Origin of the sequence: Cyanobacterium sp. uoEpiScrs1, from assembly GCF_947331815.1 — a bacterium.
Lineage (GTDB): Bacteria > Cyanobacteriota > Cyanobacteriia > Cyanobacteriales > Microcystaceae > Rippkaea.
Genome location: NZ_OX373462.1, coordinates 1,458,822 through 1,485,510, shown reverse-complemented (window position 1 = coordinate 1,485,510; position 26,689 = coordinate 1,458,822). Strand labels below are relative to the sequence as shown.

The following is a 26,689-nucleotide window of genomic DNA, read 5'->3' as shown; positions in this document are numbered from 1 at the left end:
ATAGATTTTACGGTAGCTGATGATTATTTAATTTCTTTATGTATGGTGTGAGCATTACAATGGGGACAGAACTTCCTAATTTCCATTCTTCCCGTAGTATTACGGCGATTCTTACTTGTGGTATAGCGAGAAACTCCTGGTGAACGCTTGTCTGTATTCGTCCTACACTCAGTGCATTCTAAAGTAATAACGATGCGTACTCCTTTCTTAGCAGCCATGATCTATACTAGCAGTTTAATTTGAAACACAAATATCTATTCTCTCACATTAACTCTTAATTTGCCAAGAGTGGATAATCTTTACTTTGGATAAAAGATTTTAAATTACATATTTCTAACTACTCATCTGTGTAGCCACAGATAAAGGACAGATTCTGGTAATATTCCTCTCTCCTTTTATACTTCCGTCACTGGTCAAAGAATAATGAATTCTACGGAAAACATTACCAGAATTTTTTATAGAGTAGATATCCTTGTACAAATTTTGGAAAATACTGCTACACAACTATTTTCTTGATAAAGAAACATTTTGACTACTCCATCAGGGAGTAAATTTTCAAATAAGTCTAATAACTGAAAATATCTAAGTTTTATAATGCTGTTTATATTGATAGCAAAAATTAAAACTGCACTATAAAGTAGCTTTATGCTTATCTATTGATTAGTTAACAGTTTATTAAATAAAAATATAAAATTGTAAAACAAAACCTAACTAAAAATTATATTATATAGTCTCATCTGTGCTGGTCGATTATTTGTATTTTTTTAATTGTTCATTTTTTGAATAAATATTTTTTTAGCTAATCAATAATAAGTACTTTAATGTAAAACTATTAATAACATCAGCTTTTTAAAGCCAACACTAATTTAAGTTGTTAAACATAAAAGCTTAGTTCACTAGCATATCAAATAATATACTAACCTGTCCATATAAATAAGTAATGAATACTTCTTAAAAAGGATGATATTATAGTACAAATATATTGTAAAATTACTATTAATTATATAGTAAAACAGACTTATAGAGTATACTGTTATAGTATTGTAATGATTATATTTTTGCCGTTAGATTATGTTTAATATATATAAAGAATATTTCTAAAACTTTCAAGTTCTAAAAAAATATATTGGTTTTAGCAAAAAGTATTACAGTATTAGTTTTTTACTGTGTTTTACTATGAACTAACTATATCATAACAATTATGAATAGTTCAAGATATAAATTGTAGAAACAACAAATATTAATCATTTAAAAAACGTAAATATTTAATCTATTTTTTGGATCATAATCAATAAAATTCAAATAAATTTGCTTGATATTATTAGCGAATTCAATCCTAATTAAAGTATAATATGAATTTAAAATTTACTTTAATTGCTAAATAAAAATATAGTTAAAAAATATTAATCAATGATTAACTATAGTCAGTGCAAAATAACTATATTTATAAAATATTAATTTACAATTTACAAATATCCTTCAATTAAAATATCTTGATCAATTTTACTTAAAGTCATTCTTTGTATTTCTAATGCTTTATTCATCTGTTTTAATCCCAACTCTCCTATTGGCGAAGGAGCTGTTGGTCCACCAATAATTTTAGGAGCAATAAAAGCCATAATTTTTTGAATTACCCCATCAGCAATCGCTTGCGCTGCTAATGTTCCTCCACATTCCCATAGAACACTGGATAATTCTTTTTGGTAAAGAACTTTCATTACCTCTAATGGAGTTAAGGACATTAATTCAATTACTTCGACTCCTTTATGACCTAATTTTTTCCGAAACATAGGATTACTATTTATTTCTGTAAAGACTAACGTAGGGGCAATATCTGTTTGCCAAAGATTAGCTTGAAGGGGTAAATCAAGATTACGACTCATTACCACTCGTAAAGGGTTAGATCCCACTACCTGATGGGTGGTTAAATTAGGGTTATCTTGTCGTACTGTATTACCCCCTACTACCACTGCATCACAGGATGCTCTAACTTTATGAACCAACTGACGTGATGATTTCCCCGTTACCCAAGTACTATGACCTGTTGTCGTAGCAATTTTACCATCGAGAGTCATAGCATACTTTAAAATACCCAATGGTTGTTGATGTAAAATACGATAAATAAAGGCTTCATTCAACTGACGACAAGCGGCTTCTTCTACTCCAATTACTACCTCAATCCCACTTTGTTTGAGTTTTTCGATTCCTTTTCCTGAAACTAAAGGATTAGGATCAACCATACCAATAACTACTTTTTTAACGCCTGCTTTAATCAAAGCCTCTGTACACGGAGGAGTCAGACCATAATGATTACAGGGTTCGAGATTAACATAGACTGTTGCTTCTTTTGCTTTTTCTTGGGCATTCTGTAAAGCAAAAATTTCAGCATGAGAAGCTCCTGCTTTTGGGTGAAAACCTTCCCCAACTATTTCCCAGTTTTGAACAATTACTGCTCCCACTAAAGGATTTGGTGAAGTTTGTCCTGATCCTTGCTGGGCTAACTGCAAGCATCGCTGCATTATTTTTTTGTCGAAGTCTGACTGATTCATGATTTCGTTATGGTCAAAAATTTATAACAATTTTCAGGTTGGTCAAACATAAATTTAGGTAAATCTAATTTTAATCTGCTATATTAAAAAGATTTGTCGGTAGTATTTTAGAGTTTGGATAATAAAATAAGGCCAAAGAAAGGCAGCAGTAATAACATACAAATATTTACTGATTTTATTGAACAATCTCACTATCATGTCCGACATGGATAGAGTCAAGTTGGCTCAATGAGATGTCTCATCGAATACTAACTAAAATGCGATCAGTAAGAACGATTAAAGCTGTTTCTAAGACTTCTCCTTGTTTATGGGATGTATCCCATTGGGGCTCATTCAAATTTACTCCCCATCTTTTGTCCTCCTATTGGCTAGCTTGTATCCCTTTAACTTCCGTTCTTGTTATCGTTTGGCACAAGGCAACGGCCGCACAAGATACGAAAATTACCGAAATTACTATTGAAAACATTAATGCCAATATCGCAACCCTTCAGGGAACTCTTAATACTATTTGGGTATTAGTTGCCTCCATTTTAGTCATTTGTATGAATGCAGGTTTCGGGATGCTCGAAACAGGTTTTTGTCATCGTAAAAATGCCGTTAATACCCTCTCAAGAAATCTTATCATTTTAGCCTTAGTAATCATCGCTTATTGGGCAATCGGATTTTCTCTGATGTTTGGTAGTCCAGACAACCCTATTATCGGAGGTGGCGGTTGGTTTGTAAGTAGTAATAATCCTGCTACCTATGGACTTGATCCCTTTCCTGCTGGACTACCTATTTCGGTTACCTTTTTGTTCCAGGCAGCATTTGCGATAACTACAGCCACTATTGTTTCAGGTGCTGTGGCTGAACGAGTTAAATTTGTTGACTTTTTGATTTTCAGCCTATTGTTAGTAACACTCTCTTATTCTGTCACTGGCCATTGGGTTTGGGGTGGTGGTTGGTTAAGTAACTTTAAAGATTTTGCTGGTTCGACAGTAGTTCATTCCGTCGGAGGTTGGGCTGCTTTGGTTGGATCTGCAGTTCTTGGTCCTCGAATGGGGAAGTATGTAGGTGGTCGTCCTCAAACTATTCCTGGGCACAATATGAGTATTGCTACCCTGGGCTGTCTAATTATTTGGATCGGCTGGTTCGGGTTTAACTCTGGTTCTCAATTGGCAGCTGATGAAATGGTGCCTTATATTGCTGTTACTACTAACCTAGCTGCAGCTAGTGGTGGTATAGCAGCTACTTTAGTTGCTTGGTTTAAGAATGGCAAACCCGATCTTTCTATGATAATTAATGGTGTTCTGTCCGGTTTAGTAGGAATTACTGCTGGTTGTGATGGAGTATCTTATTTTGGAGCTGTTGCTATCGGAGCTGTGGCTGGAGTTATTATCGTCTATTCTGTTGATTTCTTTGATTCTGTTTTGAAAATTGATGATCCTGTTGGAACTATTTCTGTCCACTTAGTTAACGGAATTTGGGGAACTTTGGCGGTTGGTCTTTTTAACACAAAAGTTGGTCTTTTTTATGGTGGAGGCATTAGTCAATTAATTCATCAAATTGTTGGTATCTTTTCCATTGGAATCTTTACTATTATTTTTAGTAGTGTAGTCTGGATAGTTCTTAAGACTGTTTTGGGCATCCGTGTTACCAGAGAGGAGGAAATAAACGGACTAGATATTACTAAACATGGGATGGAAGCATATCATGGTTTTGTTAAAGAATCCGATAATTTTATTAGGCAAAAAAGGATTATCAATAGCGATATTGATGTCGACACAGCTCCTAGAGGTTAATATGAATTTTTCTTGAGACAAATATCAATCATGTCCGCTTTTGCGGACTTTTTTAAGTCTCTTAAATATAAGAAGTTATTAAATTATGAATGATTCTTTAAAAAAAGTTTTAATTTACACAGATGGAGCTTGTTCAGGAAATCCTGGTGCAGGAGGCTATGGAACTCTTTTGATTTACAATGAATACCGAAAAGAATTATCAGGAGGCTTTCGTTTAACTACCAATAATCGTATGGAAATGATGGCCGCAATTGTTGGACTAGAAACTCTTAACACTAAATGTAATGTTACCCTTTATACTGACTCTCGCTACTTAGTTGATGCTATTACTAAAGGATGGGCGAAAAAGTGGCGAGCTAACAATTGGAAACGTAACAAAAAAGAATCTGCTAAAAACCATGATCTTTGGCAACAATTATTAGATTTATGCGAAAAGCATGAAGTTAACTTCGTTTGGGTTAAAGGTCATGCAGGACACCCAGAAAATGAATATTGTGATCACCTTGCGGTTGAAGCTTCCCAAAAACCCAATCTTCCCTCTGATTACGTTTATGAAACGTAAGTTTTATCAAAATTTATGTAAAGGTGGAAAATAGTAGCTTTATACTAAAAGTCATGCTTGTTGGGGGAAAACTCCATAGGGATAAAACATCATATCGATAGTCTTTTCTTTGTAGTTTACATTACTTTAGTCAGACAACTGAACAAAAGTGTTTATTCTATTTCTCAATTAACAAAAGTTATTTAAGCATAAAATTATATATTTTATGCTGAAGTAGTCTACCTTACCCTAAATTTGTCTTTATATTGTATTTTATTTTTTAATATTTAAAATCATTAAAATATTAAAAGTTTTCTCTAAAAGTTATTTAATAATTGACATAAACAACGGTATTAAGTTATGTGTAACATACAAGAAAACATTAACAATAATTACCAAAAACCATATATCTATATGAGTGTTAAAAGCACCTAAATATTATTAAAAATTTTAGATTAGAAGAGAACACAATAATTTTTTATCTAAGAATCAGATACAATATTGAAATAAAATATAATGTTAAAAACAAATCATATTTTACCTATTGTTCTAATGTAACAGAAACAAAGGGATAGAAATGATAATTGTTATTGATTTAATTAAGTTGTTCAGGCTAGACTAAACTTAAATAATTAAATAAGAAAGTATTATATATAGTTTCCCAGAAAATGTATAGTGTAAAACTTAATATGGTAGAAAAATCATATCAAATAAAATCTGTAAAATGTTCACATTTATGTTCAATTATAAGCCATTTAAACTAAAGTATTTAGGCAAAATTTTATCAATAAACTTTAAGATGCATATTTGAGAACAGTTTATATAAACTGATAATCAGATAAATTAATACACTTGACTATTAGTCTATTTCTTTAAAGTATTTATAATAATAAAAATTCTATAAAATAGTCTAACTAATATTTTGTTAAGACATATATGATACAGTGGAATTTTTTGCTCTCCAAAGAAAAGCTTACTGGGTAGACAACATTAAGATTGGTCGTTATCGTTGATAACGGAGCATATAAATCTAACGTTTTGAAATCTTCTCCTATGATTCTTAATTAAGTGCTCTAATACTGTTTAAAGCTCAGAAAATACTAAAATCATATAACGTGTTATAGAACCATGTGACTTTATATAAAATTTACTTAACACCGTTCTTAAGTTCCTTCTTTATACCTTATAAATAGTTAACTATAAGTAATATGAAAGATATAAAATACTAAATCTTAAGAAGGGGATAGAATTTTTAGTTGCATGTATGTATTGCTAAGAGTTAATATTCTTCAACAAAATATATTAACACAGCAGCTAATAATAGAGAAAATCCTCCTACGACTACAACTAATAAACAGTTACTATTAAAAAATATTTTCATAATCCAACCTAATCCTAAAGCTGCGAAAATTTGGGGAAGAACAATAAAAGCATTAAAAATTCCCATATATAATCCTGTATTTTGACCAGTCAAAGTTCGAGATAAAATAGAATAGGGAATAGCTAATATACTTGACCAAGCAATGCCAAAACCTATCATTGGAAATAAAACTAATAAGGGGCGGTCAACAAACACCAAAGAAATTAACCCTATTCCTCCACAGATTAGACATAAAGAATGAGCAATTTTATGGTTGATTATTTCCGTTAATGTTGGTAATAGCCAAGAAAAAATAATACAGACTCCATTGTAGACAGCAATACAAATTCCTGCCCATTCAATACCATCTTTATACACTTGAGAATCTCCTCTCACTGCCCCAAAAACATGGTGAGCAATAGCTGGAGGAAAATAAAGAAATACACAAAAAATTCCTAACCAGGTGAAAAATTGTACTACTGCCAACTGTTTCATCGTTGTTGGCATAGCTTTAATTAGCAAAACAATTTCTGTAACTTTATCTAAAGTACTCTTACCTTCTTGAAAATTTTTTATTTTTTCTAGGTTTCTTGGAGGAGTTTCTGAAGTGGTTACTACTGTCCAAATTACAGTTCCTAAAAAAATTGCTGCACCAATATAAAAAGACGATTTCACAGAAAAAGGAATTCCTACTTTTTTTGTATCATCCATGTGAAATATATGAGTTAATATCCAGGGAGATAATGAAGCTATAACTGCCCCAGCTCCAATAAAAAAACTTTGCATTGAAAATCCTATGATATGCTGTTTCTGGGGAAGTAAATCTGTAATAAAAGCTCGAAAAGGTTCCATGCTAATATTGACAGAAGTATCCAAGATCCAAAGCAATCCAGCAGCCATCAATAAACTAGAAGAATTAGGCATTAATACAAGGACAATAGAACTAAGAATAGCCCCTAACAAAAAATAAGGTCGTCTACGTCCTAAAGGACCCCAAGTTCGGTCACTCATATAACCTATAATGGGTTGAGCAATTAAGCCACTTAAGGGAGCAGCTAACCACAACATGGGGAGCTGTTCAGGATCAGCTCCTAAATACTCATAAATTGCACTAGTATTAGCCATTTGCAATGCCCAACCATATTGGATACCGAAAAGTCCAACATTCATATTCCAAAGTTGCCAAAAACTCTGAACTTGTTTATTAATTTTGTTTTCGTCATAAGATATTTTTTGACTTGATTTAACTTTAATCATTGATTGATTGACAATTTATTGACATTCCAAACTATAAGATTATAGTTTTAGATCTTGTTTTATTAATGTTTAAAGTATTTTACAGAATACTGGAATAGTGCTCTATTGCTAATTAAATAAGTTTACTAATATCTGAATAATGCTAATTTATTCTGTAGTTATTAAACTTCTTAATTATGATAGATAACAAAAATTTTAGATACAGCCTCAAAATAAGCCCCAGTCCACTCATTTATAGTAAAGTGTGCATTAATATAACAAGTTTCGTATTAGTTTTTGAATTTTTTATACTGCATATTTATTTTTTACGGTTAGACTCTGGATAGCTAGTAGTCCTTTACCAATTCTCTTATAACTATTTAGTCCTGATAAAACAATAATGACTACTTTAGAAAATATTTTTGTAAAATCTAACGTAAAGTATTGTTTTGCAAGGATATATAATATCTACTTCTAATAAACTTAAAAATAATGATAACGTTAGTCCGTTCACTGACTATTACATATTACTGGTCTATATTTTTATACTTAACTGTATACCAATAAGGCTTCAATACGCCTATAATAATTATTTAAAATACGTTTTTTTAATAATTATCATAATATTTTATTTAAAAATTCTGTTAAATTTATCAATAAGGTAAATTGCTTGATTTTATTCAAGTTATGTGTTTTTTAGTTTAATAACTATAGTCAAAGACTAATTGTAAACAAAAAGATAATTAATTAGTAAAAATTTATGATTTTATGTGAGTCATACGAGTTAAGCTTTTTACATCTAAAACTTATGGTAAGAACGAACGCTTTATAATGACCTAATGTTTATTAGTAAAGTAAAAATACTCATACTAGTCCTTATTATTATATAAACTAAAGCTTTCATCCCAACACAACATATATATCATGATCAATATATTTGAACAAATTGTGCACTGTTTACTACCCTTTAAAGAGCTAACATTTGACTAACAAATATTTCGTTAGCTAAATTTTATGACAAATCTACCAAACTATTCATTACTCAATACCTTGCCCGAAGTCTGGCCCATAGCTGCAAAAAAATTCAAGGATATTGTCGCTCTTGAAGACCCCCATGGGATGTTCAAAATAACATTAAACTATGAGCAATTATACCAAAGTATTAAAGATTTTGCCGCAGGATTACAGAGTTTAGGAACAAAATTTCCCTCACGAGTCGCTCTTTTTGCTGATAATAGCCCTCGTTGGTTTATAGCAGATCAAGGCTCAATGATGGCCGGTGCAGCTAATGCAGTACGTTCCTCCCAAGCAGATAAAGATGAATTACTCTACATTTTGAAGGATAGTGATAGTAATATCCTTATTGTGGAAAACAAAAAAACTTTAGCTAAACTCCGGTCCGATCTTGATAGATTGTCTATTGAACTCATTATTTTGTTGAGTGATGAACAAATAAATTGGGACAATACAATTCAAACTCTCAACTTTCAAGAACTGATGGAAATAGGGAGCCATTCCACACTAAAACCTGTCCATCAAACTAAAGAAACACTAGCTACGCTAATTTATACGTCCGGAACAACAGGACAACCTAAAGGAGTCATGTTGTGTCATAGAAACTTACTCCACCAGGTGGTTTATTTAGAAGCTGTTATCCAGCCGCAACCTGGTGACCGTGTTCTTACTATATTACCACCATGGCATGCCTATGAACGTAGTGCAGAATATTTTCTTCTTTCCCGGGGTTGTATACTAACCTACACTAGTATCCGTACATTTAAGGCTGATCTTAAACGATTCAAACCCCAACACATGGTTGGAGTTCCTCGTCTTTGGGAGTTTCTTTATGAAGGCATTCAAAAACAATTTCGTAAGCAAAATCTTACTCAACAAACAATCATCCAATTTTTCTTGAGCATTTCGGAAAAGTACATTCTGTCCCGACGTATTGCCAATAATCTTAGTTTGGATCATCTTGAAACTTCTAATGCAGAATACTTATTGGCAAAAATTAAAATGGCTTTATTAGCTCCTCTTCATAAGTTAGCAGACACACTTATTTACAGTAAAATTCGGCAAGAAGTTGGAGGCAATCTTAAAACTATCGTTAGTGGAGGTGGTTCTTTAGCCAGACATATCGATACCTTCTACGAAATTGTTAACATTCCTGTTTTAGTTGGTTATGGATTAACCGAAACCTCCCCCGTTACTAACGTTCGTACCCATAGTCACAACTTACGCGGATCATCAGGACAATGTATCCCTGAAACCGAAGTTTGTATTGTTGACCCTGATAGTGGCCAACCAGTTTCTCAAGGAGAAAGAGGACTTGTATTAATTCGAGGACCTCAAGTAATGCAAGGGTACTACAAAAAAACAGAAGCTACTGCAACAGCTATTAATGATGACGGTTGGCTTAATTCAGGTGACTTAGGATGGTTAACCTCTATGGGGGACTTAGTAATTACTGGACGATCCAAAGATACGATAGTTCTGAGTAATGGAGAAAACATTGAACCACAAGCTATTGAAGATGCTTGCACCCGTAGTTCCTACATTGACCAAATTATGTTAGTCGGTCAAGATCAAAAAGCTTTAGGCGCATTGATTGTACCTAATTTAGAGGCATTGGACAAATGGGGACAAAGCCAACAACTCAATCTAAACCTTCCTAAGGTATCTGGAACTTCTGAAGAGATTGCTTGTAGTGATCTTTATAGCAAACCTGTACAGACTTTATTTTGGAAAGAATTAGCTAGGGAAGTAAAAAAACGTCCTGGATACTGCCCTGATGATAGAATAAAAAACTTTAGATTTATTTTAGAACCATTTTCTCAAGAAAATGGCTTGATGACTCAGACATTTAAAATTAAACGGCGAATCATCATACAACAATATCAGGGTATGATTGACGAGATGTTTGGTTATGGGCAAGTTCACTAATTAATCATCTTTTTCATGAGAGGAAAAAACAATGGATAAAACAAACACCAGCTTACTTCTAAAACGACCGATCACTCTAAAAATAATAGTTACGACAACTTGGAAACAAGAGGCACAACAGCAACTTCAATCGCAAATCACCCAACTTGATGACCAGATGCAGCAGATTGAAATACAAGGTCAACGTGCTGTCACAGAAATTCAAAAACAAAGTATTTCTCCCCCTGGACCAGCAATTACTGAACAAATTGATAATATTCGACTTCAAGTTAACGAGAAAAAAAGTGAGATGTTAGAAAGTAAAAATCAGTTTTTACAGCAAATGCAGCAGATTCAACTATTGGAATTAGATCAGGAAGTAGTTCAAGGGCAGATGGAAAGCTTTTTTCGTTTAGAAAAAGGCGATAACTTACTTAAAAAGCTAAATGTAGAAATTGTAGTTCGCGATGGAGTTGTTCAAGAAATTCGTGGTGATATTTAAAAAATTTTATAGAGATCAAAAGAGCTGAGTCAACAATCAATGAATTAAATCAGTAATGGCTAAAATACCCATTACTGATTGTCCATTACTCTACTTTAGAGTTAACCAAAATAACAGTAATTAACTCTAAAATTCAACTAATATCCGTGAATACTCTGAATATTAGCTTTAATTACTATGCTATTTTAAAAAATCACGTGAGCAGAAAATTTAAGCAATTTATGATGAGTTAGATTTTAAACTCTCTATTTTGTACCACAAATTTTTTAATAAAACTCATTACCTTGAAGTTTATCTACTAATATCTATAATTTCTCCACTAACTCAATTTTATAAAATTAAACTACTATCTGTTCTTATAATTTAATTTTATAAAGTTTTGTGTTATTGATATGACGGATTCATAGACATATAATTATCTAACTGTCTTGATTTATTAGGATAGTTAGTATGTTTTTAATAAGATTAAAAATTTTGATTACGATTTATTTGTACTTCTGATTTAATCAGAGAATATTTTAACTTTTATAGGCATTTATATTTGTCAACTTGCTAATGTAAATATCAAGTAATGGGCTGACTTTTAAAATTGATTAGTTCATACTTTATTGATGTCTTAGGTTTTGATTTTTAATATTTTTATATTTTTATATATATATTTATTTAGGTAGTTTTTTTACAAGCGTAATATTTATTATAGATAGTTTATTTATATGTTTTATTTATCTAAATTAACCTGTCTCTTGCTACAATTTATATATGCTTAAAAGCAAAAGTAAATCATCTAATTAAAAAATCCAAATAAGTTTAGTGTTTACAATATTTAACATCTTGGATTATTAATATTTAACAATTAGATAAACCTAAAACATTTTAAACATCATCCACAAACTTCCAGGAATTAATCATGTATTGTTGTTATAGCTAATATATTTGTTTGCTATGGATATTAAAAATATTCTTGAACGTACATTGTATAAAAATTGGATTTAACTCTAAACCAACTGTAAAAGTTTTGTTAACTGAAAGAACAACAGCTATACTTCAGCAACACTTTACTAATTGTTTCATGCCAGTTACCTTGACTTTAGTTATGGGCTACTTCATACCTCTAGATACTTAAACTATTGATTAGTGAAAGGTCAGATGAAATAACTAAACGTCATTTTAAGGTTGACAACTATTGCTGACTAAAAACAACTGAAAAAATATCTTTTCTTCAGATGACTACTTTAATCACATCCTTAGCTTCCAACTAAAAAACAATCAATCATTAATTGGGAACCTTATAGTCTAATAGTCCGTCTGGATAAATCAATGTGAGGAGTAATCACGCATCGGGTAACCTAATGAGTCAAGCAATTCCAGCATCCTGGTCAACAGCACAAGAGAGACGGTCTTCTCTCAAGCTATCTCCAGAAGGACTGTCTAATTATGACCTAATTCTAAGCTGTCAAGAAGGGTTCAAGCCCGACCGGATAGCGTTTTCAGAGTTATTAAGTCGTTATCAGTCTCATGTAGATAGAATCCTCTATCACCTTGCTCCTGATTGGCAAGATAGAGCAGATCTTGCCCAAGAGGTTTGGATTAGGGTCTATCGCAATATCAAACGCCTGAAGGAACCAGTAAAGTTTCGGGGTTGGTTAAGCCGCATTGCCACAAATTTATTTTACGATGAATTACGTAAACGTAAGCGAGTTAGTCATCCTATTTCTCTGGATGCTCCTCGGCGTGTCGATGATGGAGAGATCGAATGGGATATTGTGTCTGATTACCCTGGTCCTGATGATAACCTAGCAACGCGTGAATTCTATGACCGGTTAAAAGTAGCGATTGCTGACTTGCCAGAGGCATTTCGCACAACTATTGTACTAAGAGAAATCGAGGGCATGGCCTACGAGGAAATTGCCCAAATGACAGGGGTTTCCCTCGGTACGGTCAAGTCTCGTATTGCTAGAGCACGAACAAAATTACAGTCAGTCCTCCAGCAATATATAGACTAAAATAAAGACGAGTCGAGACTATTACACCATTGCCCCTTTTGGCAATCTGTGAGGGGTGTCATGACAGTGCTATTATTTAGCACCCGTCTCCGCAGCCAACTAATTTGGTTTCGCTCCTTGGAGAGGTATATCATGATGTCTAATTTTGAACAACAGCATTTGCAATCAGCCAATTCGGGTGATATTAACGATCAGTTTGAGCGTTTTGAGTTGTTAAGCGCCTATTTAGATGGGGAGGTAACAGTCCAAGAGCGTCGTCAAGTACAGCAACTACTTGATACTGATCCTCAATTTCATCAATTATATATCCAGCTTTCTCGTCTACAACGGGAGATTCCTACCGTTCCGTTTCCCAAAAGTACAGTTTCATCTCAACAGCTATCTGAAAGTGTTTTCAAGAAGGTTGATCGTCAAGACCAAACTCAGCGACTAATACAATGGGGAGGTATGATAATTGCAACAGTTGTTATAGGAATTGTTTACAATTTTTACCTAGAAAAGCAATCTCTATCTCGTAATTTTGCTGATGTGGAAGCAGAACCGTTAACCATTGCATTAAATCGTCCAGTAGTCGACATTCCTCCCTCTACTCAATGAGGATTATAAAGGGGGTACGGTTCATCATTTTTACAAGATATGTGTGCCCCTTAATTTTTTCTAAAACCATTACCTAAGTTCAAACTTCTCTAAGTAGATTTTTGGAAAAGTAATAGACAGAAGCAGACAGCGGGATTAATCGTATCTGAAATTGTCCCTTATGTATGTAAAACTATTAAAACATTTAACTATTTGTTGTTTAGTTAGATCCTAAACAGTAAGTGAGCACTTTTGAACATTCACTTGTCTCATAACTTTTTATTGAATAGCCTTGATTTATATGATTAAATTTCTTTTTTTATAGATAAAAGGATAAATTTGCTTTTAATGTAATTGAAACAGTTAATAGGACCTTGAAACTATTTGAGTCTTAAGGTCCCGTGAGCAAAAACTCTTAATATGGTCAAGAATTTAAATCTATGTTCCCTACTGGATAAATAATCTTGATAGGTTCTAACTTTTCTGCTGGTGCAAAGCCAAAAATCTGGGAATAAAAATAGAATTCTCCGTCTAAAGCCCGTTTAATATTTTCTGCACAACGAAATCCGTGTTGTTCTTCTTCAAAGAGAATGTAAGCAACTGGAAGTTTTTTTTCCTTTATAGCATCTACCATCATTTGTGCTTGTGATGGAGAGACTACTTTATCTTTTAATCCTTGAAAGAAAATGATAGGACAGTTCAAATTTTGAGTAAAATTAACGGGTGAACGATCTTTGTAAATAGCTTTTTCTTCAGGATATTTGCCAATTAATAGGTCTAAATAACGACTTTCAAATTTGTGAGTATCTTTAGCCAATGCTTCTAAGTCACCGATTCCATAGTAACTTGCTCCAGCTTTGAAAGTATTCCGAAAAGTTAACGCGGCAAGGGTAGTATATCCCCCAGCACTTTTCCCAGAAATAGCTAGACGATCACCATCAACTAACCCCTGTTCTACCAAATATCTAGCTCCATTAACACAATCATCCACATCCACAACTCCCCACTTACCATCTAGCCGTTGACGATATTCTCTCCCAAACCCCGTACTTCCTCCATAATTAACGTCAAAATAACCAAATCCCCGACTTGTCCAATACTGAATCTGTAAATTAAAATTAGAAGACGCACAGGAGGTAGGACCTCCATGACTTTTAACTAATAGGGGAGGTAATTCTCCATTAAGGGGGATGTAATCTTTATTTTTAGGGGGATAGTACCAACCATAAGAAGTTAATCTATTTTCGGTGGGAAAAACAATCATTTTAGGGATAGATAAATAACCAGTATTAATCTTTAAATCATTAGATTGTTTGAGAATAGTTGTTTTGCCAGTTTTCAGGTTTAAATGAACAATTTCTGTGGGTTTAGTTGGACATCCTCCAATAAAAACAATTTGATGGTCTTTGGCTTGTATCGAGGCTATATTGGTATAAGGATTTTCCAAGAGTGTTAACTTTTTTTCTCTCGTATCCAACGTAGCTAAATTCCACTGTCCTTGTTGACAGAAAGTGCAAACTAAGGTGTCTGCTGATATAAATGCATAAGTGGATAAACCAAATACCCAATGAGGACAAGCAAATTCTCCATTCAAAGGAAACAGAGGAATAATTTCCCTTTTTTTTGTATAACGATATAGATTCCACCATCCCGTACGATCACTAGAAAAGTACAATTGTCCGTCAGGAGACCATCGGGGTTCACAAATTGACTCTTCACAATTCCCCGCAATCTTTATCGGTTGATCTAAAGAACCATTTTCATTTAAATTAGCTAACCATAATTCTGTTTGATCCCAGGGTAGATTAGGGTGATTCCAACTAATCCAAGTAAGACTAGTTCCATCATGACTCAGGCGAGGACTCGAATAGAAATCGTGTCCAGAAACTAGAGTGTTAATTTTGCCTGTATTAAGATCTATGCCGACTAATGTATTTTCTGCTTCCCTTTCTAGTCTACTGTGGTCTTCACATACACTGATTAAACGATGGTTGGAGAAATCTAAAATAAAATCAGCATAACGGCATTTATTTTCCGGAGTTAGAGGTTCAGGCACGCTATTTGGTGACTGTTTATAGATACGTTGATCCTTGAGATTAACAAAATAAATAGTCCCTTCAACAATTAAAAATGCTCCTCCTCCATATTCATGAACACGGGTATGCACATTCAATGATTGAGGAGTTACATCTGTGACTTGTCTATCAGCATTGCATTTAACGAGAACATTGCGTCCTCCTTCTGTTGCTCTTGATTCTAACCAGTAAATATCCTCATTATCGAATGTTACTCCCTCTAATCCGACAGTTCTAGAGACAATCAGATCCGTTGTTATAGGGGATTTCCAAGAACCAAATGGGGTTACTGTTGTAGATTTCATGGATTTTTTTAGAATTTTAAGGATTGATTAAGTAAATTATTCAAATAATTTATCTAAATATATATTTTGCGGACATAACCTTAAAGGTATCTAAATTTTAGGGTAATTAGTTGAGTCATAATAGCCTAAAATCGAGTATTCGGCTTTGTTATGCAATAAAAGAATTCGAGTTCGTGAGTCCTCTATAGTCCACAGTATCTCGGTATTGAAGTTAATCTAAAAAGTTACCTATAGTTTTTAGATTATCCCACCAGTTTATAAAATTTAAGATAGCTTACTAAGCTAGTATCAATCCCAACAGTCAAAGAATTAAGCTGTACTTAACTTAATCTATTTGAGATATTTATTAGTGTATAAAATAAAATATTAAAAAGTAAATAATGAATACCAACTACGATTGAGAATAGTTATTATTCTTCGATATAAATATTTAAGAAGTTAGTTGTTTACTATAAATGGTAATAAATTAACTTTAAATAGTTTTTTAAAAATAAATATAACTGTATTATTGATTAAGTGATCTTTTATGTTTTATGATAATTTTAGAGCATTAACCTTCAATTAATAAAGTTATTAAATGTCAGTCAACGACCATCTATTTTAATAGATGCACAAAAAATATCTATTTTAATATTAACCTTTTTAAAAATATTTAAATTTATTATTATTTAAAATATTTTAACGTACAACTATGATAATGTGTCTTAAAAAACTTTCAATATTATTGTGTTTTTATTTTTGTTTATTCTGGGTTATATACTGTATAATGATATGAGTTGCGAGCGTAAAAAGTGAAATTATTGTATTTGCTTAAAGGAAAATAAAAGTTCTTAATCATATAAGTACCTTAATAGTTATGTTAACTTTGTAATGTGCAACCAATTTTATTTTCATTTTTATTTAAAAATAAAACATTATATTTTTACTATTTAATCAAATAATTAAAGCTAGAAAAATGAGTATTTTATTGTAGTTTTTTATATCTCAAAAATATTATATATATTTACATTTTGTATATATAGTTATTTGTATATAAAATATTAAATATTATATTGTTTTTATGTTGGAATTAATTTACATCAAAATTGATAATTACTTTGAATATATTTGCCTAAAATGGAGTATAGTTATAAACACTATGTTCATAGTTACTAGAGTCAATAATGACTAATTTTGTCTTTGTAATACAAAATTAGTCATATTTCTAATATGAACTCAACTATGTAAAATTTACCTAGGATAAAAAGCTATGCAGTTCACAAATAAATGAAAAAACTTAAGATTATTTATTGGATTTAGGTATAATATTTTTAATTGAAGACTTATGTGTGATCTCGGGTAAAAAGTTTAGCCATGTTATGTCGGGGGAGAAAATTTTTTAAAAAGATATAAATTAATAAACTGCCTTACGTAACATAAGTTGCTAAATTACTCTGAACAATTTAGCAAGGCTAGAATAATATTTTAAAATGTCCCCTAATCTGTTACAAGAAAAAAGTTACGGCAGATTCATCTACAAAAACTGAAAAAATCTGCGTTAGAACTATAGATACCACCATTGATTAGCGACTCAGACTCGATTCTTAGTTAGACTCAGAACAGGATCTATTAGAAAATTGTTCCTGAAGAAGACTAACATAAATCAACAAATGTTTATCTCCCGGGAATACTTTCTCACTTTGTTATCAGTATTATTTAGGTAATATATTGGTGTACATTTAAAAATTAATGATTCCCTTACCCTCATCTAGGAGACTTAAAGCGTGAAAAAAAATAACAAAAAATGGCGTAATGCTGGACTATACGCACTATTGTTAATAGTTGTATTGGCATTAGCTTCTGCATTTTTTGATCAACAACCCCAAAGTCGGGAACCCCTCACTTACAGTGAATTCATTAACAAAGTTAAAAATAATAAAGTCACACGGGTCACTTTAAGTGCTGATCGCACTGAAGCAAGAGTTCCCAACCCTAATGGTGGTGCACCTCTATTGGTTAATCTTCCGAATGATCCTGACTTAATTAACATTTTGATCCAAAATAATGTCGACATTGCCGTTCAACCTCAAAGTGATGAAGGGCTATGGTTTCGGGTAGCCAGTAGTCTATTTCTTCCCATCTTATTGTTGATAGGACTTTTTTTGTTACTCCGTCGCGCCCAAAGTGGACCTGGTTCTCAGGCTATGAACTTTGGTAAGTCTAAAGCACGAGTATTAATGGAACCTCAAACTCAAGTAACTTTTGGTGATGTAGCTGGTATTGAACAGGCTAAATTAGAATTAGCTGAGGTCGTGGACTTCTTGAAAAATGCTGATCGCTTTACTGCTATCGGAGCAAAAATTCCTAAAGGAGTTCTTCTTGTCGGACCTCCAGGAACCGGTAAGACTCTTTTAGCTAGGGCAGTAGCAGGAGAAGCTGGTGTTCCCTTCTTCAGTATTTCTGGTTCAGAATTCGTAGAAATGTTCGTTGGTGTTGGGGCTTCTCGTGTTCGAGATCTTTTTGAACAAGCCAAAGCTAACGCCCCCTGTATTGTTTTCATAGATGAGATTGATGCCGTAGGTCGTCAACGAGGTGCTGGGTTAGGCGGTGGCAATGATGAACGGGAACAAACTCTCAACCAATTACTTACTGAAATGGATGGTTTTGAGGGAAATACAGGTATCATCATAGTTGCTGCTACCAATCGTCCTGACGTCCTCGATGCGGCTTTATTACGTCCCGGTCGTTTTGACCGTCAGGTCGTAGTTGATCGTCCCGACTATGCAGGTCGTCGAGAAATACTTAAGGTACATGCTCGCGGTAAGACTTTATCTAAGGACGTTGATCTCGATAAAATTGCCCGTCGTAGTCCTGGATTTACAGGGGCTGACCTATCTAATCTTTTAAATGAAGCTGCCATTCTGGCTGCACGCCGGAATTTAACGGAAATTTCTATGGATGAAGTTAATGATGCTATTGATCGTGTGCTAGCTGGTCCTGAGAAAAAAAACCGTGTTATGAGCGAAAAACGTAAATCGCTTGTAGCCTACCATGAAGCAGGTCATGCTTTAGTAGGAGCCTTAATGCCTGATTATGATCCCGTACAGAAAATTAGTATTATTCCTCGTGGTCGCGCTGGTGGATTAACCTGGTTTACTCCTAGTGAAGATCGTATGGAGTCCGGATTATATTCTCGTTCATATCTTCAAAATCAAATGGCCGTCGCGTTAGGAGGTCGTGTTGCAGAAGAGATCATCTTTGGAGAAGAAGAAGTTACTACTGGTGCTTCTAATGATCTTCAGCAAGTAGCGCGGGTTGCCCGCCAAATGGTATCTCGTTTTGGAATGAGTGATAGCCTTGGACCTGTAGCTTTGGGCCGGCAGAATGGTAATGTTTTCCTAGGTCGTGATATTGCTTCTGATCGAGATTTCTCAGATAAAACGGCTGCCGCAATTGATGAAGAAGTTCGTCAGTTAGTCGATAATGCTTATATACGAGCCAAAGATGTCTTAATAAATAACCGTCATGTTCTTGACACATTGGCTGAGATGTTGATAGAAAAAGAAACTGTCGACGCAGAAGAACTGCAGAATATTTTAACAAGTAATGAGATAAGAATGGCTGCCTTGGCTTAGAATCTATGGTTTGACATCTTAATAATTTTGTCTTCGCACCCCGCTAATTCATTAAATTAGTGGGGTAATTATTACTTAAGTCCAAAGGGTAAGCCCTTTAAGAGAATGTCTTGCCGGCCGTTGACCTAATAAAGAAATCGTCAAACCTAATATAACAGCAAGGGGCGCTGCAATCGCAGATTGCCAAATTCCTGGAAAGCTAAACCAACTTAAAGTTGAACCAGTTGAAAGAATGGTAACCGAAGCAATAGTTCCGTAAAATGCTCCTGTTGCATTAGCACGAGGAAAAAAAACTCCCATAAAAAAAATTCCCAGTAATGGGCCCAAAAACATAGAAGTGTATTTTATTAAAAATGGAAGTAAGGACTCTCCTATTGAGGCAACATAAAACGCTAAAAAAATACTAATAATACCCAAAATTAATATTAAATTTTGAGCTACCTTTAAGTATTGAGACTCATTTTGTTTTGACGGGGAGTAACGCTGATAAAAGTCAACCGTTATGCAGGTAGCTAGAGAATGAAGTGCAGAATCAATTGACGACATAGCCGCTGCAAAGATAGCTGCAACTAAAAATCCTGAAGCACCTGGTGGAACTTGATGGAGAATGAAATGGGATAAAATTTCATCGGATTTAATATTATCAGGCAGTCCAGTATTTAAGGAATAGAATGCAAACAACAGAACGCCAAGTAAAAGTGTGATAGATACACTAATAAAGCCAGAAAACCACCCTAATAAAATTGCTTTACGTGCCGAGGTAACATCAGCACAAGAAACATAACGTTGGACAGATTGTTGATTTGTTCCGGCCACAGCAAAAGCTAATATTCCATAAGCACATAAAGCTGTTGGTAAGGAGCGGATTGATTCTGGTTCCCAGGATAGGTTAACTACAGCTAGTTTTCCTTTATCTCCTGCGATGTGCCAAAGTTGCTCAAATCCACCAGGTGTACTTGAGACAATAGCCCAAATTCCAGTTACTAAACCCACAAAAATCATGACAAACTGAAGCACGTCAGTCCAAACAACTGCCGTAATACCGCCAGCTGTGGTGTAAAACACCGAGATAATGCCGACTAGTAATATAGAAACATACAGAGAAAACCCCGTTACTCTTGAAACTACTAAAGAGGCAGCATATAAGAGCCCCCCTAATCTAGCAATAACAAATAGGAGAAAACACAACGAACCCAAAGAACGTGTTTTTGCATCAAAACGTTTCTCAAGGTATTCATAGGCAGTAGTTAAATTAAGCCGCACAAAAAATGGTACAAATATGAGTACAACTAAGCCGTAACCAATCAGATCACCTAACTGAAGTTGAAGATATAAAAAACCATGTTCATATCCTTCTCCAGGTCCCCCAAGAAGTGAAGCTGCAGAAAAGGAGGTGGCAACAATTGACAAGCCGATCGCCCACCAGGGAAGTTGCTGTGACCCTCGGAAATATTCGTTGGTGTTATTCTGTTTACGGCTTGCTGCAGCTCCAATTCCAAGTACAACCATTGCATAAACCAGAATAATGATCCAATCGATTGTACTCATAGATACTATAAACTCCTGTCATTTTGAAGCAAAACAATAGTGTAGTGTTTCAATACATGTTTTTACCGATATCAAACACTATATATTAAAGTGTTTGATATCGGTAAAAACAGTAAGTTGTATTTGCGTAAACTTTTATCTTCTATATTTTTACTCAATTAGATTGTATAAAATTAGTCAGTGAAATATTAAGTAGATGAACTTCGTCGTTAAAAATTGACTATATTTTTATATATACAATCTACATTTTGTATTATTGATATGGTATGTTATTATTTGTGTTTTTGCACTAAAGTAGTATATATAGCCTAAAAATTAGTCAGCTTCATATTATTTGATGATTGTCATCATCATGTCGCCCTAAAATATTAACTAACTTTATAAAAAACATATTTAATAGTAGTTTTTTATTTACTAAAAATTACTATTAAATATATAAGTAGTTTGACTAATGCATTATTCTAGAAGAATGTACAAACAATGTTATTGATGAAGGATTAGACTTATTTATTTTATAAGTAAAAATTTTTGATTATTTTTTTATTACCAATCCTGCTTCACTCTTATTTAAGAAAGTATTTTATTACTTTAATAAATTCAATGAATATAAGTTAACTAAAGTATTATCTAAAATAATAGGTAGCAAAATTTATTACAATGAAATACAAATCAGGTGATATTCACTAATATGTAATATTAGCTATATACGAATATAACTTATATTATAATTGATATTTTTATAAAAATTTTTGAGAAAATCGAAACATAAAAAACATCTATTTCGCTCATATAGAATATACTTTATAAAAAAACATGATAAAGACTAGTACATTTTAGATGTTATTTATATACTGAATAATTCAGCCCTGAATAAAAGTTAGATTTAACTACCAATAAAGCTTAAGAATGCAAGTAATAATTTTAGCTACTTGTACTTTCTTCATATAAACAATTCTTGTTTATTCACGTCCTGAATCTAGAAAAGTAGAAAACGACATCTAGAACACTTTATAGTTTTATTCTGAAGATTAAATTTTGATTCAAGGTTTTGAATTTGGAAATAATGTGTGTATATGAAGTTACAAAATACTTAACACTAAAACACTATCAGAAAATACTAGAAATGGGTATAGATCAAAAAATTTTTAAGTTTGCTAAGACTAGTTAGACAAGACTTCATTAAGAGTATTATTCTTGAGAGAATATATTAATTTTACCGAACTGAGATGAGTATAGATAGCAATAATTTTTGTTAGGTGACTATAACTGTTTAAGATGTCAAATGAATTAGGAGTCGTTCGTAACGTTCTCCTATTCGTTCCCAAGTATACTCTTGCTCGATTAAAGCTCGACCGTTAATGGACAGTTTTTCTCTTAATTTAGGCTGTTCAAACAGACGACCAATAGCATAAACATACTCATCTATTTCATTAGCCCTCATTGCACTTAGAGGAACTCCAGTACCGTCGATAGGTAATCCTTCTAATGCATAATCACTTGCTACTAAAGGAGTACCTGTCGCTAAAACCTGGAGACTTCTGATTTTAATTCCCGTACTCTGGCGAATAGGGATAACACAAACAGTTGTCCAATGAAGATATTCAACCACTGAATGTACATAGCCGGTTACTGTAATTCCTGAAATTTGTCCAAGTTCTTCCACTTCGGGGACGGGAGAAGCTCCTACTAATTCTAAGGTTGCTTCTGGATAACGTTTCTTTAGTTTAGGGAAAACTTCTAAACTAAAGAAACGTGCTGCGTCAACATTTCTAGGTTTGTCCATTGCCCCAATAAAAACAATGCGCTGTCCTCCCTGATTAACTGTTCGTTTAGGAAACCCTATCAAATCTAACCCATTGGGAATAAGGGCAACAGGAGTTTCTATTTTTAAATCTTTCAGTAATTTTTGCTCCGTTTTTGAAGTTGTGACAACTGATAGAAATTTACCACAATACTGCTTTTCATAGCGACGTAATAAGGGTAAATTAATCTGATTACGCAAGCCGGATTCCGTTATTTGGGTTTTTATTTGATATTTACATGCCCCCCATACCGAACGATGAATATTGATCAGTGTCGGCAATTTTTCTCGCCACTGAGGGCGCACATAGATTTCATTGTTACTTCCTTCACAGGTTAAGAGATCAAATTCTCCTGAATCTATAGCTTGATCTAAGCATTTTTGAATCTTTATGGAATAGTGGGATAAAAACCTTGGAGGAGTTCCCTGTTGGAAAAAAACCCCTAGTTGTTTTGCTTTTTCAAGAAAACCTAATGAACTAGCTTCGCAGTTGACAGAAGGAAAAATAATACATTTTTTAATTTGTTGTTTAAAGTTATTTATATCGTCTTCTATTACCTGTTCGGGGAATTGCGTAACAAGGGTAAGATCGTGACGTTGATTTAGATATTTAAGCAAGGAAAACGTTCTCATCTGAGTTTTCCCCTGAATAGGAGGGTAGGGGAAAGTAGACGAGAGCATAAGAATCTTCATCCGTGATCACTAATTGAGAGATATCTGGACAATTTTAGCAGCATTAATCTTACTTAAAAGTAATCACTAGAGAACCTTAATTCTTTCAATTATGGTAGGATAAACTGTGGCTGCCGCGTTGGTGACTGCCAATAAAGTTTTTTGATCTATGCTTTATAAGTTAAGGGAGTCGATAGCTTTTTGTGGTAGTAGACCGGGCTTGTATCCGGAAACAGAAATAAGAGGCGTCAGCACCCACCTGGTCCATCCAGGTCATAAACTGAGGTAAAACGGCGCGGCAGTTTTTTAATAGGCTCAAAATTTAAGAACTTTTTTTATTCGGATGGATTAAAGTAAAGAGCTAAAAAATCCTACTTATATAGAGAAATAAGTCCATGCTTCACAAATATTATTAATAGAATTATAAAGGTTGACAATTAGATCAATTAATTCAGGTGTTCGTTTATTAAATATCTCCTTAATCTAGCTATAAGTTCCAATTGAGCCTGTTTTTTAACTATCACTCCCTCTATCCTGTCAGCAATTCACTTTCTAAGAATTAGAGTTTACTAAAAATAAACTTTTGGTTTAATACAAATTGGATAAGCAAATTAATTCAGAAATAGCTTATTTCTATTGCTGGAACAAAACTCTAATATGAGGAATAGGATTACATCAGAAGTTTCACAATCAAATTACTTCAAGAATAATCTAAATTGTCTCTAATAAATATTTACTGTTTTACTTTATTTTTATAGTAGATCCCAATAATTGATATATTGTATTTTATACGCAACTTTAACAGTCTTATTATTAACCTTAATCAGGAACTTATAGAAAATTTATTGACTGTTATCAGAAATAATAATTAATTCATAAAATCTAATGTAGATTTTAAAGGATAAAACTTTGTTATTTTTTAAGATTTAAAGAGGCTCTCGCCCTACATAGGGGATAGATGCCAAGAGTAACTACAAGAAAAGGTAAAGTGTGTGGGAAAATAGAGAAAGATATTAAGTGTCTGAGTTGTTAATCCACCCGATTATGCGATCTTGTACCCTAATTGCTCCAGCTAAGGTAAATCTGTATTTAGAAATTATTGGCGATCGCCTAGATGGTTATCATGAATTGGTAATGATCCTTCAGAGTATTGATTTAGCTGACCGCTTGGAAATTTGTGCCTATGGAGCTCAAGACTTCAATTTAACTTGTTCCCACCCTCAAGTTCCTACCGATGAGACCAATTTAGCCTATTGTGCGGCACAATTGATGAAACTTGAATTTAACGAAGCCTTCGCTAACTATGGGGGGGTAGATATAACAATAGATAAGCATATACCTGTGGCTGCAGGATTGGCTGGAGGATCAACTGATGCAGCAGCAGTATTGGTCGGGTTAAATTTAATCTGGGAGTTGGGGTTAACTATCCCAGAATTACAACGGTTGGGAGAAAAATTGGGATCGGATGTTCCTTTTTGTATTGCAGGGGGGACTGTGGTCGCCACTGGAAAAGGAGAAAAATTAGATCCAATAGAAGCTTGTGAAAACCTATGGATTGTGTTAGGAAAATATCAAAGTCTAGCGGTCTCTACTTCTTGGGCCTATCAAACCTACCGGCAGCAATTCGGTCATAAATATGTTAGTGATCGTGCTGCAGTTACTTCTCGAATATCTAAAGTTCATTCAGGTCCTTTGGTTAAATCCATTAGTCACAAAGATAACCCAAAAATTGGGCACTTTCTACATAATGATTTAGAAAAAGTAGTTTTACCTAAATATTGCCAAGTTATGAAGTTAAGAAAGACATTACAGCAAATAGGAGGACTAGGCACTATGATGTCAGGATCAGGACCAACGATATTTACTTTATGTCAATCTCAAGAAGAAGCAGAAAATATAAAAAATAAAGCTAGACAAGCTATTTTTGATCCTGACTTGGAATTATTAATAACAAAATTGTCGAGTACAGGAATTAAAGTTATTTAAGTTATGCGAAAAAATATTATTGCGTTTATTTTATAATCTTTCATGTGGTGTTGTTTTTTATCATATTTAATTCTAAAGTATAAATTAGCAGAGACAAATAATATAATAATTCCTGTTCCTATTGTTTTAAATTGTTACAGGAGCCTGTTTGTGCGCACTGAATCACTATCAAGAATAATTACTATATTTATTTCTTTATATTTTTGACTATACCTATTTTTGTGTCTAAATACAACACATAGTTTTTTAAAAAAGTCTTTTTATTAAAGAACTATATATAAATATTGAAATTTAATATTAATATATAGTTCAATTAACTTATACCGTGTAGTAAATTTATATCTTTTTATTTAATAACTTTAGCAATTAAACTAATTGCTAAAGTTATTAAAAGTTTTTCGTCTGCAATTATTTACCTAAATCTTTGAGCAACTCTAAATAGTAAAGAGAGATAAAAGGCTATTTATTAGATGTTTGATAGCAGCCCTTAAACTATGGACTAGAGTTAATTTTAGGTAAGAATTAGAAAGATCATATCCTATATAAGGCTTGTTACAATTATAAAAGTTACTTCTTTCCAGGACTATCCTAAAAAATCACAATCTAGCATAAAAAAAAGACTCCAAGTTGTTATTAAGCCTGAGAAAGTGGGATGACTTAACTCGTTATGGTATCCGATACAGAGCTCTAAGAAGTTAATAAAGTATCTCTTAATCCAATAGAGGTTGAGTTTTCAGTCCAGACTAAACGAGAGAAATTTTTTAGCCTTGTAACAGCAATAAGGTAGAGACTAAATCCAGTGCTAAATTAAGATGAAATAAATAAAATTAGCTCTACAGTTTATTTACCTCATCCACTTAAATAGCTATAAAAATTTAAGAGGATCATTTTTTTACACCGAGTATCTTACCACTCATGGAAAATAGTTAAAGCGGCAAAAGCGGAAAAATAGGTCTGTGTTTTTAGAAAACTTTCAGCATATAATACTAACTGGGCGACATTTATTTACAATATATAAGCGACCTTATCCCGGCCATTTATCGACTAAAAGTAGTTTAGCTGGTAGCTGATAAGCTAAGGTGAAGATTCAGTTACATGCAACAAATATTCTGGTAAAACATCTATAGTTTTTGGCATTCTTCCCTCATATTTATTTCTGGCGAAGGAAGGTGACAACCAAGTAAAAATGGTTAAGATAGAGCCAGTAAGCGACATACT

15 protein-coding genes and 1 other RNA gene are annotated in these 26,689 nt (G+C 33.2%); 9 read left to right on the top strand and 7 right to left on the bottom strand.

Going from position 1 to position 26,689, the window contains the following annotated elements; all coding sequences use genetic code 11:
- Positions 1–23: 23 nt before the first annotated feature.
- Positions 24–218, bottom strand: coding sequence for a 50S ribosomal protein L33 (gene rpmG / locus OXU93_RS05200; RefSeq protein WP_267382992.1), 195 nt, complete (start codon positions 216–218; stop codon positions 24–26).
- Between the two features lie 1,248 nt (positions 219–1,466).
- On the bottom strand, positions 1,467–2,549 hold the full coding sequence (gene ribD, locus OXU93_RS05195) for a bifunctional diaminohydroxyphosphoribosylaminopyrimidine deaminase/5-amino-6-(5-phosphoribosylamino)uracil reductase RibD (RefSeq protein WP_267382989.1): 1,083 nt from the start codon (positions 2,547–2,549) through the stop codon (positions 1,467–1,469).
- Between the two features lie 233 nt (positions 2,550–2,782).
- Here ribD and OXU93_RS05190 point away from each other — a divergent pair, with 233 nt between their 5' ends.
- Entirely contained in the window at positions 2,783–4,330 is a 1,548-nt protein-coding gene (locus OXU93_RS05190; protein ID WP_267382987.1) for an ammonium transporter, read from the top strand.
- Between the two features lie 85 nt (positions 4,331–4,415).
- Complete coding sequence (rnhA, locus tag OXU93_RS05185) at positions 4,416–4,892, top strand: ribonuclease HI (protein ID WP_267382985.1); 477 nt, start codon at positions 4,416–4,418, stop codon at positions 4,890–4,892.
- Positions 4,893–6,150: 1,258 nt separating this feature from the next.
- On the opposite strand, the gene OXU93_RS05180 is transcribed toward rnhA, so the two are convergent.
- Positions 6,151–7,488, bottom strand: coding sequence for an MFS transporter (locus OXU93_RS05180; RefSeq protein ID WP_267382983.1), 1,338 nt, complete (start codon positions 7,486–7,488; stop codon positions 6,151–6,153).
- Between the two features lie 993 nt (positions 7,489–8,481).
- Between OXU93_RS05180 and OXU93_RS05175 the strand changes: the two genes are divergently transcribed.
- From OXU93_RS05175 to OXU93_RS05160, 4 genes are all read left to right on the top strand, one after another.
- Complete coding sequence (locus OXU93_RS05175) at positions 8,482–10,410, top strand: AMP-binding protein (protein WP_267382981.1); 1,929 nt, start codon at positions 8,482–8,484, stop codon at positions 10,408–10,410.
- A gap of 31 nt (positions 10,411–10,441) precedes the next feature.
- Entirely contained in the window at positions 10,442–10,891 is a 450-nt protein-coding gene (locus OXU93_RS05170; protein ID WP_267382979.1) for a YlqD family protein, read from the top strand.
- Between the two features lie 1,349 nt (positions 10,892–12,240).
- Positions 12,241–12,894, top strand: coding sequence for a sigma-70 family RNA polymerase sigma factor (locus tag OXU93_RS05165; RefSeq protein ID WP_267382976.1), 654 nt, complete (start codon positions 12,241–12,243; stop codon positions 12,892–12,894).
- 60 nt (positions 12,895–12,954) lie between these two features.
- Positions 12,955–13,491, top strand: a complete 537-nt coding sequence (locus tag OXU93_RS05160; RefSeq protein ID WP_267382974.1) for an anti-sigma factor family protein — start codon at positions 12,955–12,957, stop codon at positions 13,489–13,491.
- A gap of 403 nt (positions 13,492–13,894) precedes the next feature.
- On the opposite strand, the gene OXU93_RS05155 is transcribed toward OXU93_RS05160, so the two are convergent.
- On the bottom strand, positions 13,895–15,850 hold the full coding sequence (locus tag OXU93_RS05155) for a S9 family peptidase (RefSeq protein ID WP_267382972.1): 1,956 nt from the start codon (positions 15,848–15,850) through the stop codon (positions 13,895–13,897).
- A gap of 1,763 nt (positions 15,851–17,613) precedes the next feature.
- Between OXU93_RS05155 and ftsH3 the strand changes: the two genes are divergently transcribed.
- The gene (gene ftsH3 / locus OXU93_RS05150) at positions 17,614–19,464 is read left to right on the top strand and encodes an ATP-dependent zinc metalloprotease FtsH3 (RefSeq protein ID WP_267382970.1); all 1,851 of its coding nucleotides are present in this window, start codon (positions 17,614–17,616) and stop codon (positions 19,462–19,464) included.
- A gap of 75 nt (positions 19,465–19,539) precedes the next feature.
- Here ftsH3 and OXU93_RS05145 read toward each other — a convergent pair whose 3' ends face one another.
- Positions 19,540–21,012, bottom strand: coding sequence for a sodium:solute symporter (locus OXU93_RS05145; protein WP_267382969.1), 1,473 nt, complete (start codon positions 21,010–21,012; stop codon positions 19,540–19,542).
- A 1,270-nt stretch (positions 21,013–22,282) separates the two neighbouring features.
- Positions 22,283–23,494: a glycosyltransferase family 4 protein gene (locus OXU93_RS05140; protein WP_267382968.1), complete on the bottom strand. Its 1,212-nt coding sequence runs from the start codon at positions 23,492–23,494 to the stop codon at positions 22,283–22,285.
- Between the two features lie 116 nt (positions 23,495–23,610).
- Between OXU93_RS05140 and ssrS the strand changes: the two genes are divergently transcribed.
- Both ssrS and ispE read left to right on the top strand, forming a co-directional pair.
- Positions 23,611–23,794, top strand: a non-coding RNA gene (ssrS, locus tag OXU93_RS05135) — 6S RNA.
- A 735-nt stretch (positions 23,795–24,529) separates the two neighbouring features.
- The gene (ispE, locus tag OXU93_RS05130; RefSeq protein ID WP_267382967.1) at positions 24,530–25,471 is read left to right on the top strand and encodes a 4-(cytidine 5'-diphospho)-2-C-methyl-D-erythritol kinase; all 942 of its coding nucleotides are present in this window, start codon (positions 24,530–24,532) and stop codon (positions 25,469–25,471) included.
- 1,074 nt (positions 25,472–26,545) lie between these two features.
- Here ispE and OXU93_RS05125 read toward each other — a convergent pair.
- Positions 26,546–26,686, bottom strand: a complete 141-nt coding sequence (locus OXU93_RS05125; RefSeq protein WP_267382966.1) for a hypothetical protein — start codon at positions 26,684–26,686, stop codon at positions 26,546–26,548.
- Positions 26,687–26,689 lie beyond the last annotated feature (3 nt).

Excerpts from the sequence above, each read along its gene's own strand:
- OXU93_RS05155 (WP_267382972.1), bottom strand. The coding sequence starts at position 15,850 with ATGAAATCTACAACAGTAACCCCATTTGGTTCTTGGAAATCCCCTATA.
- OXU93_RS05175 (WP_267382981.1), top strand. The coding sequence starts at position 8,482 with ATGACAAATCTACCAAACTATTCATTACTCAATACCTTGCCCGAAGTC.
- OXU93_RS05170 (WP_267382979.1), top strand. The coding sequence starts at position 10,442 with ATGGATAAAACAAACACCAGCTTACTTCTAAAACGACCGATCACTCTA.
- OXU93_RS05160 (WP_267382974.1), top strand. The coding sequence starts at position 12,955 with ATGACAGTGCTATTATTTAGCACCCGTCTCCGCAGCCAACTAATTTGG.
- OXU93_RS05145 (WP_267382969.1), bottom strand. The coding sequence starts at position 21,012 with ATGAGTACAATCGATTGGATCATTATTCTGGTTTATGCAATGGTTGTA.
- OXU93_RS05140 (WP_267382968.1), bottom strand. The coding sequence starts at position 23,494 with ATGCTCTCGTCTACTTTCCCCTACCCTCCTATTCAGGGGAAAACTCAG.
- rnhA (WP_267382985.1), top strand. The coding sequence starts at position 4,416 with ATGAATGATTCTTTAAAAAAAGTTTTAATTTACACAGATGGAGCTTGT.
- rpmG (WP_267382992.1), bottom strand. The coding sequence starts at position 218 with ATGGCTGCTAAGAAAGGAGTACGCATCGTTATTACTTTAGAATGCACT.
- OXU93_RS05180 (WP_267382983.1), bottom strand. The coding sequence starts at position 7,488 with ATGATTAAAGTTAAATCAAGTCAAAAAATATCTTATGACGAAAACAAA.
- OXU93_RS05165 (WP_267382976.1), top strand. The coding sequence starts at position 12,241 with ATGAGTCAAGCAATTCCAGCATCCTGGTCAACAGCACAAGAGAGACGG.
- OXU93_RS05190 (WP_267382987.1), top strand. The coding sequence starts at position 2,783 with ATGTCTCATCGAATACTAACTAAAATGCGATCAGTAAGAACGATTAAA.
- OXU93_RS05125 (WP_267382966.1), bottom strand. The coding sequence starts at position 26,686 with ATGTCGCTTACTGGCTCTATCTTAACCATTTTTACTTGGTTGTCACCT.
- ispE (WP_267382967.1), top strand. The coding sequence starts at position 24,530 with ATGCGATCTTGTACCCTAATTGCTCCAGCTAAGGTAAATCTGTATTTA.
- ribD (WP_267382989.1), bottom strand. The coding sequence starts at position 2,549 with ATGAATCAGTCAGACTTCGACAAAAAAATAATGCAGCGATGCTTGCAG.